Consider the following 12,646-nt stretch of genomic DNA (forward strand, 5'->3'; position numbering starts at 1 on the left):
TATCATAGCTTTTTTTGGGAGATTATTTAAATGAGAATTAAGAATTCATTATTGAATTACTCAACTGGAATTGCAATTCAATTAATTACGTTAATATTAAGTTTTGTATCAAGAACAATATTTATTAATACCTTAGGAGTCTCTTATTTAGGTGTTAATGGTTTAATGATTAATGTAATGTCAATGCTCTCTATTGCAGAGCTAGGGATTGGAACTGCCATAACTTTTAGTTTATATAAACCATTGGCAACAAAAGATACTTATAAAATTTCATTATTAATGAATTTCTATAAAAAGGCTTATACAATTATAGGTATTGCAATTTTTCTAGCAGGTATGATTCTTTTAATATTTATTGATATTATCGTAAAAGATCCTGGAGATATTGGGGATTTATGGTTTATTATGTTTTTATATGTTATTCAAACTAGCTTTCCCTATTTTATAAATTATAAAGTCACCTTATTAAAAGCCGATCAAAAAGAGTATCAACTCGGAGTAATCAATTTATTTTTCACAATTTTAACATCAGTGTCTCAAATATTGGTATTAATAATAACTCATAATTTTATTTTATATTTAATCTCTAATATCATCATTTTATTTATTCAAACAGTTTATATAAATTTCATAGTAACTCGTATGTACCCGATCTTGAACGTCAGAGTAACTGAAAAGCTACCAATAGATGAGCTAAAGAAAATAAATAAAAATATAAAAGCAATGGTTTTACATAAAATAGGTAGCTTTAGTATTCATAGTACGGATAATATTCTTATTTCGGCTTTTATTAGTGTAAAAGTTGTTGGGTTTTATTCAAATTATACTATGATCATAAATGCAATTAATTCATTTATCACACTTTTTTTTAATAGTATTGCTGCAAGTATGGGTAATTTAATAGCTACCGAATCTAACCATAGGAAATTAGAAGTTTTTAAAGTTACAAATTTTATAGCTTTTTGGATTTATAGCTTTGCATCAATATCATTTTTAAATTTATTAAATCCTACAATAGAATTATGGTTAGGGAAAGAGTATTTGTTATCGATAGAAATTATTTTGTTAGTTCTAATCAATTTCTATTTAACAGGAATGAGAATGTCTATTGAAACTGTAAAATCAGCGGCTGGTCTATATGATGTAGATAAGTTTTCACCCTTAATCCAATCAGCTGTCAATTTAGTCTTTTCAATCATTTTAGTTCAAGAAGTGGGTCTTATAGGTGTTTTTATTGGAACAATCATTTCAAGTCTAGTATTGCCTACTTGGCAAAAACCATATCTCGTATACAAATATGTATTTAAAACTAGTTCAATACTATATTTTAAATCCTATCTGAAATACTTAGTAATATTAACAATCATCGGAAATTTAACATTTTGGTTATTAGAGTCGTATTTTGCAGATTTTACAATAGAGAACTATATTATTAGATTAGTTGTTTGTGCAATTATTCCAAATGCACTAATAATGTTATTTTTTTATAGAACTGAAGAGTTTAGAGGATTAATTGGTATTTTACAATCAATTTTTATGAAGGGAGGTAGTAAAAATAATGGAGACAAAAGTTAGCATCATCACACCATGTTATAATGGTGAAAAATATGTAAGTAGATATCTTGATTCAGTCATTAATCAAACCTATACAAATTTAGAATTTATTTTTGTAAATGATGGATCAATTGATAAAACAGAAGATATTGTTCTGTCCTATAAACCAAAGTTTGAAGAAAAGGGAATAGATTTTATTTATATCTATCAGGAAAATGCAGGGCAAGCAGCTGCTTTGAATCAAGGGTTGAAAAGGTTCACTGGTGAATATATAACTTGGCCAGATTCAGATGACTTTTTATCTATTGATAGTATTGAAAAAAAAGTGACATATCTAGAAAATAACAAAAAATACGGTATTGTAAGAAGTGATGCCTTTAAGGTGAGTGAACATGACTTATCAAAGGTTGTGGGTTATTTTGCAAAAGATAATCCGAATAAATATAAAGAAGAATTGTTTTATGATTATTTAATTGAAGATAAAGTTTGGTTTGCTCCTGGTTGTTTTATGATAAGAAAAAGTGCATTCTTGGAAGTGAATCCAAAGAGAACAATATACCCGACTAGGGCTGGACAAAATTGGCAGATTTTATTACCGATAATGTTCAAGTATAAATGTGGATTTATTGATGAACCACTTTATACCTATGTTATCAGAGATGATAGTCATTCGCACAGCATAAAGAAGTTAAGAGACCAATTGAAACGTTGTAATGATCATGAAGATATTTTAATTAATACAATTAATACAATTCAAATGGATAAAATTGAGAAACAAAAATATAAAAATATAATCGCAGAAAAATATACAAGAAATAGATTTTATTTAGCAATTCAATTAGAAGATCAATTAATAATTAAAACAGAATATAAAATTTTATCACATAAATATGCTATTAGTAATTTGGACAAAGTTACGTATTTTTTGGCAAAGTTTAAACTGTATAATAGATTTAATAAGATTAGAAAGAGCTTATTAAAGAACAAGAAAAAAACATAATATTAAATCTAGACGTATGCATTGCCAAATGAATATGAAATTGAAGGGTGAAATAATGATAAATTTTATAAAAAAAATTATCCCAAAACCAATAAAAAAGAAACTACTTAAACAATTACAAATTATAAATTTAGAAAAAAATTATAAACTTGATATGGAAAAATTTAAAAAATACTCTTTTGAATTTGGTTTTACAAAAGAGAAAAGACATCATGAAGCGGATTTGATATTTTTCTATCATAAAATTGAGAAGGGTTTATCACTACCAAATCCAAGAGTTGGATTTGGTGAGGAAAATGTAGAATACTTATTGTCTAAATTAGAGAATTATGTAGATAAATATCATTGGGATGATACTTCAATCATAACTTTGAATACATTATATGCATATTATGATTTTAATAAAGATAATAATTTGATTTTAGATGACTTATTTAATCGTATTGAAAAATTAAGTAGGACATTACCTAAAGAAAACACCTTGAGTACTGGTGGAATTATTGAACTAAAAAAAGAACAGATCGATAAAAGTGGTATAAACTTTAAAGATTTTGCTTACTCCAGATATAGTATTCGTGATTTTGCTCCAGGTGATGTAAATTTAGAGTTAATAAAAGAATCAGTTCAAATTGCGCAAAAAACACCATCCGTATGCAATAGACAATCATCAAAGGTTTATGTATATAGTGACGAAGTGATAAAAAAGGAAGTTTTGAAGTATCAAAATGGTAATGCTGGTTTTGGAGATAGAGCTAGTAAAATATTAATTGTTACATGCGAATTAAAGGATTTCAGAGGAGTTATTGAAAGAAATCAGAGTTATATTGATGGTGGTATGTATTCCATGTCATTAATCTACGCATTGCATTCATTAGGAGTAGGAACATGTGCATTAAATTTATCAGTCACAAATGAAACTGAACAAGCTCTTAAAAGGGTTGCAAGGATTGGTGAATCTGAAGTGTTATTGATGATGATTGCTGTAGGAAATTTACCGGAAAGACTTAAGGTAGCTGCCTCACCAAGACGTGAAGCAGAAGAAGTGATGACGGTTATTTATAATTAATAAAAAATCCAATTATATTAGCATTGGAGGGATAATAAATGAATATTTTAGTAACAGGAGGGGCAGGCTTTATTGGCTCGCATACATGTGTTGCTTTATTAGAAGCAGGTCATGAGGTAATCGTTGCGGATAATCTAAGTAATAGTAAAGTAGAATCCCTAGATAATGTAAAGCTAATAACAAATAAAGATTTAATATTCTACCAGATTGATGTTACAGATGAAAAAGCAATAGATAATATATTTTCTAATCATGATATTTATGGTGTGATTCATTTCGCAGGTCTTAAAGCAGTAGGTGAGTCCGTTGAAAAGCCTCTAAAGTATTATTACAATAATCTGGTTAGCACGATGGTACTAGCTAAAGCTTGTTTACAATATGGTGTCAATCGATTTGTTTTTAGTTCCTCAGCAACTGTATACGGAGACAACCAGGTACCTTTTGTTGAAACAATGGATCTCTTGCCAACAACTAGTCCATATGGAGAAACAAAAACCATGAGTGAACGGATTTTAATGGATATCACGAATGCAAATCCTACTTTTTCAGTTTCTATTTTACGTTATTTTAATCCCGTTGGAGCACATGAAAGCGGCTTAATTGGTGAAGCACCGACTGGGGTACCAAATAACCTCATGCCATTTGTGACACAAGTTGCTAAAGGAAAACGTGAGAAACTACATGTATTTGGTAATGACTATCCAACAGTAGATGGTACAGGAGTACGTGATTATATTCATGTCGTTGATCTTGCTGAGGGCCATGTTGCCGCATTGGAAAAATTAACTGAGGGTGTACATATTTATAATTTAGGAACCGGTAGAGGTACAAGTGTATTAGAGTTAGTGAAGGCTTTTGAAGAAGCTAATGATATTCAAGTACCATATGAAATAGTTGCTAGACGATCTGGTGATATAGCTTCGTTCTATGCTGATGCTTTAAAAGCGGAACGTGAACTGGGCTGGAAAGCGAAACGTGATTTAATCACTATGTGCCGTGATGCATGGAGGTTTGAAAAGAATTATATAGAATATAGTTAATTATAACGTTTATATTAATTTTTGATAGAATTGCCCGCTATTTTTGTTTTTAAGCGGGCTTTTAAATTTGATCAATTTTGATAATTAACTTTGAACTCTATGTATTTAAAATTCAGTAAAGTTAAATATTGATTTTTAAAAAACTTTCAATAATTGAAAATCTCCATAATTCAAAAATCAACATATAAGAACTCTTTGTAATTTCATATTTCTACATTTAGTATTAGAGTATATCTGCTATTTTGTGTTTAACTTGAAATATAAATGTATGTTTGAATAAATTTTTTTGATTAAACTCTATCTAACTTGTAATTGTTTTTTTATCGCCGTTATTAACCCCTTCAACCACGCATAAAAATCCTCCAGCTTATCCACTAAACAATACAAAACCTCAACTTCCTGTTTTTCTTCATATGTTGAAGTGCCCTATGTAATGTTTGAAAACTTTCTTTTAGTTGTAATTGTAGTTTTTCTGAGGTGGTGTTTTTCACAAATTTAAAGGGAGTGATTTTATGTTGGATGAGTTCATAGAGTTCTTGTACTGAGCTTGTGTTGACGGCAAGGTAGTGCAACTGTTTTTTTGAAATAATATTTTTTACGAAGGCGGAGTCGTCTAGTTGGTTAATGAGTTCCGCCCGAGATTTGGCGTCCATCCAAAGTTCTAATCGTGGGGTGTGCACATCTTTCATCAGTTCCTCTAATTGCTCCACTACGTTATACGAATTGTTTGTTGTCATTTGTAATCGTAGTGCAAGATAATCATTAAACAAAGATAGCTGCTCGTAAATTGGTTTCCAGACTTGGATCAATTGTTGCAGTTGTTCAGGTGTTGTTATGTATTTGTTAAATTCTACATAATAGAGTTCATGAACTCTGCCTTGGAGCTTTTCATTCCATTCTATTTTAATTGTTAGGCCAAGGCGTTCATTGAGATAGTTTGATAATAGATTTATTAAACTTACATTTGCTAATTCGCTTAAGTTTCCCATCTACTATTTCCTCCATTAAATAAAATATGAGAAATATTGTATTGCCTATATTGTAATAGATTTGGAGGAGAATTTGGATTTTGATTTTTGAAATATTTGTTAAATGATCTGAAAAGGAATGGACACTTTTTTTAGGAGTGGCGGGATTTTAGTCTCGGCACTCCTTTTTATTTTCAGTTAGTAGTTACTCCTTGTGCTTCAGGTAACGGTTTAGCATTTCATAGTTGATGCGATAGTACTTCGTTTTGTCGTAAGGATGAAGTCTTCGAAGTTCTGCTATGACGATTTCTTCTTGTTCTAATTTTAAAAAGATCCTTGAAACAGTCTTTTTGGACCAGAAAGGAAAATATTGTTCTTGCCATTCATCGTATGTTTTGTGAACCCAGTAGTGGCCATCTAGAAGAATTGAACTTTCTTCAATGAGTGTGAGTAGTTTAAGAATGACGATGGATTCATTCAATCCTAGTTTAAAAGCTAATTCAATAGAGAGTTGTAAGAATGTGTGCTGGTATAATAGATCATTAGTATCATTAACTTCGTGGCCATCTAGTAATTCAGGGTTTGTTGTAGCAGTGTTCATTAGGTATCCTCCTATTGTTCTTGTTTAGTGATGAATCAGACCTTCCTGTCTATTAGATAGTGAGTTTTGCAGTTAAATGAGACATTTTTTATAAATCTTTTTGAAAATAAGCTGCAACGTCAACGGAAGTTGACAATATATATATTTTTATATTTCTTTTTTTAAGTAATTTCTGAGAAGTCTCTGGTAATGGTTACCGCAATCTGGTGAATTGAATTTCAGTAGGTTGATGAAATAGTTCACGACAGTAGTACAGTAGATGCACGACATTTTGCCGACGTTTTGTACCTACCACCATGCCAAAATGCATGTGGATTTCATACAATTTCAGCAATTGTTTTATATTGAATGCTGTACCATTTCGTCCGGTCGTATTTTCGTTTATTGTAATTCCCGACGAAGATGAGTTGTTGTTTTTCCAGTTTTTTTAGTGTTCGGTCGATGGTGTTTTTGGACCAGAAGGGGAATTCTTTTTGCCAATCGTTAACGGATTTGTATACCCATACTCGTCCATCTCGAACGTTTTTTGATTTTGTTAGCCAGTAATGGATTTGTTGAAGAACTATCGCTTCGTTTAATCCGATTTTTGTTGCAAGTGTCGGTAGTAGTTGAAGTGGCGATTCTGGTATTAGTAGTGCGGTCATTGGTTTGTCTCCTTTTTAGGTTGGGGACAAGGGGGAGAACCCTCGTCCCACTAATTTTGATAGTTTTATTTTTTTGGTGTGGACAGTGAATCTGTCTCGACTGAATTCATGAGTTTTTCGCGAACTTTTTTTAAGGCCCTATCTTTTCGTTTTCTCAAAGCAGCAGCTGAGGTACCGTATTTTTTGGTTAATTCTTTACAGTTGTAGCCGTTAAAGTAGATGTCGATGATGAGCTGGTATTCTTTTTCAGTGAGCAAATCTTGTAGAATGAATAGAATGTCTGAATGTTCGTGATGGTTGTTTTTTTGTTCGATGATTTGTGCAATGGCTGTTAACGTTTCTTTTTCATAGGCAATCTGGCGTTCAGAAAAGCGGTTATCATTTGTCATTTCTGAAAAAATGCTTGTTTTTATGCTCCGGTATGCAAAAGGAGCAAAAGGGCCACGAGCAGGATCGTATTTTTGCCATGCATTCCAAAGGGCGATTCTCGCACTTTGTCTGAACTGATCATGATTTTTGTAGATGTTTGCTCGTTTTAAAAGGCTGGTAATCATTGGGTCATATTGTTCTACTACTTCTTCAAATTCTTCCACGTTTCTTTTCCTAACGATCGAAGCGCTTGATCTGTATTCCTAGGTGCTTTTATCGTAAGGGACATTTTGGATAGAATCTAATGGGGTATTCGTTAGATTTCTCTAGGAAATTTGACAAATTCTTTAGAGCAATTTGGGTGATTTGTATGGGGAATTTGGTAAATAGTAAGTATTTTTGGGGAAGGAGTATGAACATAGTTGTATGTTCTAAGAAATTGTTAGAAATACATCTATAATGTTAGGTGAATATTCATAATTTTTTAACAATTAGTTGGGAAATAGTGATAATTTCATATTATAATATAGTTACATAAAAACACATATTTGCATTATATTTATAAAGTTTTGGGGAGGTGGAAATGGAGTCTATGAACAGCTGTAGATAATGTGGTTTTATGTGCTAAATCGTTTTTGTTAACCATATGAAAATATTACTTTGGAGGTTTAGTTATGGATATTTGTTTATTGAAGTTGTTACATGAATATGGCATCTCATGTGTAGCGCCTCACTATAACGGTGTTCATTCATCCATTGTCAATACACACCAGGGAAGCCTAAATTTAGTGAAGACGGTTAGTGAAGCCATGAATCAGATTTGTTTATATTTTGGGTCAGATTTAGAGGGGCGTAAGAAAGCTTCGAGGTTGCAATATAAATTGCGAAAGAACCCACCTATTATCATTTCAGATGCATTATATATGGTCGCATTTCAGCTTCCAAGTATGCTGAAAAATGAGTATGTTTGGATCTTTGACTTAAATTACAAAATTGAAGAAAATAGAGAAAAAAAGAATTGTAAATTGATTTTTGACAACGGTTTCGAAATCGAGATCCCACTTTCTCGCGAATCCATCAATACCTATCGTAACCGTGCTATTCATCTTTTGTATGAAGTGACAAGTAATGTGAACTATGCAGAGAGGCGAATTGGTTTTCTTGGAGGATGGAGACAGATGCAGATACAAACACCTCAGAACCAGATCGTTCATGAACAGGGGATAGGTTATTCAATCTCTAATACATAGAAAAAAAGTGAAATAAAATCTTACAATCGTGGCTGAGATAGGTTAAACAGAAGGGAGTATCCATGCAACTTTGAGATTACATAGTAGAAGTATAGAAACAGGCACTTTGTCCGAATGTTTAGTGGATTTCGGAGCAAAGTGTCTGTTGTTGTTTTTATGCAGTTTGTAAGCATCAAATAACTCACACCATCTAACATCACAGATGCTCTGCGACAATCTCAATAACATCAGATGTTTATAGGTTTTATTTTTAACGTCCCAGAAAAACGAATGGCAACAATTGAATTAATTGATGACTACAAAGCAAGTGGTGAATCTAATATAAAAACATGAAGTGCGAATCAAATAGATCATCAAGTATGTATTAAATGTTGAAACGACTCCACCATTTCACCCAACGAGGGAGAGGGTTTTTTAATGAGGGTAAAGTTAAAATAACCCAACAATTTTTAGAGGATAATACTAATGAGTAGTTTTTTTGAACAGGTCAATAAATTACAGTTCCATATAAAAATATGTTTCTTCTTTATTTACATTAAAGCCCATTTTTTTGTAAAAATCCGGCAATCCTGGCGTTTTTAATTTATCATTTTCTGTTAATTCTCCATCAATCATTTTGAAACCATGTTCTTTAGCAAAGGAAATAATTTCATTTATTAATATTCTTCCGTTGCCAGCTCTTTTATGAATTGCATGTATATCCTCAATAAATATACTTTTATTGTAATACCAAATGATTCCCTGATCTTCCAACTTTGTTTCTCTATGCAATGTGACATAAACATTCGGAAAATTATTAAAAGAGGTAAATTGGTTTTTAAGACTTATTAGCATTGAATTTCCATAAAATTTTTTTAATACTAGAAATTTTTCCTGTTGTTTATTAGAAACTATATTTATAATAACTTCATCTTTAATTGTGTATAAAAAAGATAATAGTTCAACCGAATCCTCCAAATTTAATAATTCTTTTTGTAACTTATAGATAGTAGATTCATTAGCATTATATAATTCATTTATCAAATTTATTTCACTTTTTTTGTAAATTCCATATCCAAACAAGATATTCCCCCTCATCCTATGCAATACAATCAATACAAATTTTCTATTATTTTATTATAAATTAAACTTTTATTACGAAAGCGTCAATAAATAGACAGGGGGTCACATCCACACCCCGTCTCACATCTTAAAGATCATAGGACAGTGTCCCTGTCCCTGTGTCCCTATGCATCTAAAGTTGAACCACCCTTTTGCGGCTCATTTTGAAAAATTCTAAATTCAAATATGTTGTTTTCTATTTTCATAGTTATTGTAAACCTTTTATCTCTTTAAACCTTCTGCAATCAGTGTTTTAAAAGGTCCAATGCCCGCTATGGCTAAGCTGACATGATCGTTTTTAAATTGCAAAATCTTTTGAACATAGATGAATAATCCATCCTGTTCGACTAAATGATATTGAGTCTTATCTTTTGGTTCTTTGTATGTAACTTCAATTTCTTCTAAAACAGCACATCCCCTTAAAATTAAGCTTGCTAACGTAATAGTATGACCTTTTTTCTTCATAAATTCTATCACACTATCTTCTATTTCAATTGTTAACTTCAATATTATCAGCCCCTAGTTTAACACTTCCATCATACCTCTTAGAACTCTATATTTATCTTCAGTACCGCAACTACTAATCCTTTTAAATCTTCTACCTCGATAATTAACTTAATTGAGCAAGTGTATAAAAGAAAACCTCGATATAAAAGAGGTAGGCACTCTCTACTCAATGGATAATGGAGACTACAACAGCAGCTAGAAATACTAATACATATGACACCCACAAATAAAACGATACTTCAGCCTTTTTAAAAGCTATATTCAAATTTTCAATGAGTTTTGATTCGGCGCAAATATCTCGATACCACACATTTATTCCACATTGTACCATATTATTCCTGAAAGGTCCGATTTCATATGGTTTATATTTGTTTTTTATAGGTTTGTGGACAAGGGGACAAAATCGTCCCACTAATTTTTTTCAAATATTGAATTACGAGAATGATGTCCAGAGTGAATCAACTCGATTAGCCAAAGTATGGACTAATCATACTCAATGTGGTATTGCGGGGAAGATGGAAAGGGAAATGAAAAAGCGTGGTTTGCTTACTTTTCCAGATACACGACCTTGGAAGGAAAGCAAAATTAAGAAATAATAATAGAAATTTATACATTTCTGACGACTTACCATTGCCTGTAGACGTCAATTTAGAAAAAGATCCTGTGATAGCGGTTAAGCTCTCCAGGATCTATTTTTTATTAAAGTAGATTATCATAATATAATATTTATTAATTAAGAAAAGACTAGAATAATATGTTTACAGGCATAAAAAAATAATAATGATTATATAAATAATAAGTACTAGTTTTATATTCTTGTTTTGTTAATTTATATTAGGGGGTATGCATTTGAAGAAAAAACGTAAAAAGATCCATTTTAATCGAACCTTTGCGACAACCGTACTCGTATCATCGGCATTACTGTTACCAACAATCGTAGCTGCGAGTGGTTTTAGTGATGTGAAAAGCACAGATTATTTTAGTGAATATGTAACGGAGTTAGTTGCGCGGGACATTATTCACGGGTTTCCTGATGGTACATTCCGTCCGCATCAACCAATTACACGTGGTGAGGCAGTAAGAATTATTACGAAACTATTAGACTTAGATACGTCTACGGTTCATCACTCAATTTTTAAAGATGTTTCTGAAAACCACATTTTTTATAAAGAAATTACCGCACTTGCTGAGGCCAAGCTCATATCTGGATATGGTGATGGCACATTTCTACCAGAAAAACCTATAACGAGATATGAAATGGCAATTCTTCTTTCAAACGTTTTTCAATTAACTTCCAAAAATACCGAAACCCTCCCATTTAAAGATATTGATCCAAAATTTCAACAGGTTGTAGCAGTATTATACGAGAATCACATCACATCTGGAACTTCCGAAACGACTTTTGGGGGTAGTCAATTTGTGACAAGAGGTCAATTTGCTAAATTTATTATTCTAGCAGAGAAAGCCTCCAATATAAAGGAACCTAATACAGAAGGTAGTAAGGATACGCCTTATGAACCACCAATCGCGTTGGTTATCTCAGGAATTAAAGATGGTGAGTACTATAATCATGATATAAAAATTTTAGTTAATGTAGGAGTCTCTTACTTAAAGAAAGATAATGATCCTGAAATTCGAATTTCAAATGGAAATACCATCACAGAAGATGGGGAGTATGTTTTTACAAATAACTATTTAGGTAACAAAACGATCATACGATTTGTCATAGACAAAATAGCGCCTATTATTTCTGGTGTTTCTGAAGGTGAGTTCTACAAACAACCAGTAAGTCCTGAGTTCAATGAAGGAGAGGCAACATTATCAAAAGATGGTGGACCATTTGATTCGTTTACCTCAGGTACAGAAATTCGTGAGGATGGCCATTATGAGTTAAAAGTAGTTGATAAAGCAGGGAATGCTACAGTTGTCGAATTTACTATTGACCAAGTTGCGCCTGTGATTAGTGGGGTAGGAGATGGTGAAGTCCGAAATTCTCAATTTACTCCGACGTTTAATGAAGGAACAGGTCGGATTTCTAAAAACGGCGGTGAATTCGTTTCATTTGCATCAGGAGCAGTTGTTGATGAAGAAGGTCAATATACATTAGAAGTGACAGACGAAGCAGGAAATGTCACAATAGTCCAATTTACAATCGACAAAACTGAGCCAATCATCACAAATGTAGAAGAAGGTAAACATTATCAAAGCGTTGCCCCGGAATTTAATGAAGGAACAGCTATCTTAACGAAAGATGGTGGAACAGGTACTGATTTTATATCAGGTACCGAGATAACAGAAAACGGTCAATATACGCTAGAAGTAACTGATGCAGCAGGCAACAAAACGAGCGTGCAGTTTACTGTCGATAATCAAGCGCCGGAGATTAGTGGTGTAATAGATGGAGAAATCCGAAATAGCCAATTTACTCCGACGTTTAATGAAGGAACAGGACGAATTTCAAAAGATGATGGTGAATTCAAAGAGTGTATCTCAGGGACCACTGTAAGTGATGAAGGTCATTATAAGTTAGAAGTAGAAGACCTAGC

12 protein-coding genes are annotated in these 12,646 nt (G+C 32.0%); 6 read left to right on the forward strand and 6 right to left on the reverse strand.

Annotated features, from left to right (window positions below; all coding sequences use genetic code 11):
* Nucleotides 1-30: 30 nt before the first annotated feature.
* From CD29_RS16305 to galE, 4 genes are read left to right on the forward strand one after another with little or no spacing between them, the layout of a single operon-like run.
* Nucleotides 31-1,575 (forward strand): lipopolysaccharide biosynthesis protein, encoded by a 1,545-nt coding sequence (locus CD29_RS16305; protein WP_036189230.1) that lies wholly within the window; start codon nucleotides 31-33, stop codon nucleotides 1,573-1,575.
* The gene (locus CD29_RS16310; RefSeq protein ID WP_052124216.1) at nucleotides 1,559-2,554 is read left to right on the forward strand and encodes a glycosyltransferase family A protein; all 996 of its coding nucleotides are present in this window, start codon (nucleotides 1,559-1,561) and stop codon (nucleotides 2,552-2,554) included. The genes CD29_RS16305 and CD29_RS16310 overlap by 17 nt, the downstream gene beginning before the upstream one ends.
* Before the next feature lie 55 nt (nucleotides 2,555-2,609).
* Nucleotides 2,610-3,620 (forward strand): nitroreductase family protein, encoded by a 1,011-nt coding sequence (locus CD29_RS20055; RefSeq protein WP_197061776.1) that lies wholly within the window; start codon nucleotides 2,610-2,612, stop codon nucleotides 3,618-3,620.
* Between the two features lie 38 nt (nucleotides 3,621-3,658).
* Complete coding sequence (gene galE, locus CD29_RS16320; RefSeq protein WP_036189233.1) at nucleotides 3,659-4,660, forward strand: UDP-glucose 4-epimerase GalE; 1,002 nt, start codon at nucleotides 3,659-3,661, stop codon at nucleotides 4,658-4,660.
* Nucleotides 4,661-5,034: 374 nt separating this feature from the next.
* On the opposite strand, the gene CD29_RS16325 is transcribed toward galE, so the two are convergent.
* From CD29_RS16325 to CD29_RS19780, 4 genes are all read right to left on the reverse strand, one after another.
* Complete coding sequence (locus CD29_RS16325; RefSeq protein WP_036189236.1) at nucleotides 5,035-5,649, reverse strand: hypothetical protein; 615 nt, start codon at nucleotides 5,647-5,649, stop codon at nucleotides 5,035-5,037.
* A gap of 184 nt (nucleotides 5,650-5,833) precedes the next feature.
* Nucleotides 5,834-6,229: a hypothetical protein gene (locus CD29_RS16330; RefSeq protein WP_036189237.1), complete on the reverse strand. Its 396-nt coding sequence runs from the start codon at nucleotides 6,227-6,229 to the stop codon at nucleotides 5,834-5,836.
* Between the two features lie 317 nt (nucleotides 6,230-6,546).
* Nucleotides 6,547-6,873, reverse strand: a complete 327-nt coding sequence (locus CD29_RS16335; RefSeq protein ID WP_036189271.1) for a hypothetical protein — start codon at nucleotides 6,871-6,873, stop codon at nucleotides 6,547-6,549.
* Nucleotides 6,874-6,938: 65 nt separating this feature from the next.
* The gene (locus tag CD29_RS19780) at nucleotides 6,939-7,466 is read right to left on the reverse strand and encodes a sigma-70 family RNA polymerase sigma factor (RefSeq protein WP_052124217.1); all 528 of its coding nucleotides are present in this window, start codon (nucleotides 7,464-7,466) and stop codon (nucleotides 6,939-6,941) included.
* A gap of 450 nt (nucleotides 7,467-7,916) precedes the next feature.
* Between CD29_RS19780 and CD29_RS16345 the strand changes: the two genes are divergently transcribed.
* Nucleotides 7,917-8,492: a competence protein ComK gene (locus CD29_RS16345; RefSeq protein WP_036189240.1), complete on the forward strand. Its 576-nt coding sequence runs from the start codon at nucleotides 7,917-7,919 to the stop codon at nucleotides 8,490-8,492.
* Nucleotides 8,493-8,987: 495 nt separating this feature from the next.
* Here the strand turns inward: CD29_RS16345 and CD29_RS16350 are convergent, their stop codons facing one another.
* Together CD29_RS16350 and CD29_RS16355 are read right to left on the reverse strand one after the other, a co-directional pair.
* The gene (locus CD29_RS16350) at nucleotides 8,988-9,554 is read right to left on the reverse strand and encodes an N-acetyltransferase (RefSeq protein WP_036189243.1); all 567 of its coding nucleotides are present in this window, start codon (nucleotides 9,552-9,554) and stop codon (nucleotides 8,988-8,990) included.
* A gap of 261 nt (nucleotides 9,555-9,815) precedes the next feature.
* Nucleotides 9,816-10,100 carry a CC/Se motif family (seleno)protein gene (locus tag CD29_RS16355; protein WP_036189246.1) on the reverse strand — a complete coding sequence of 95 codons (285 nt, stop codon included), beginning with the start codon at nucleotides 10,098-10,100 and terminating at the stop codon, nucleotides 9,816-9,818.
* 849 nt (nucleotides 10,101-10,949) lie between these two features.
* On the opposite strand from CD29_RS16355, the gene CD29_RS19785 reads away from it, so the two are divergent.
* Nucleotides 10,950-12,646, forward strand: a 1,697-nt coding sequence (locus tag CD29_RS19785) for an S-layer homology domain-containing protein (RefSeq protein ID WP_169716198.1), incomplete at its 3' end; no start/stop codon positions are given.

The organism is Ureibacillus manganicus DSM 26584 (assembly GCF_000772945.1).
GTDB classification, from domain to species: Bacteria; Bacillota; Bacilli; order Bacillales_A; family Planococcaceae; genus Ureibacillus; species Ureibacillus manganicus.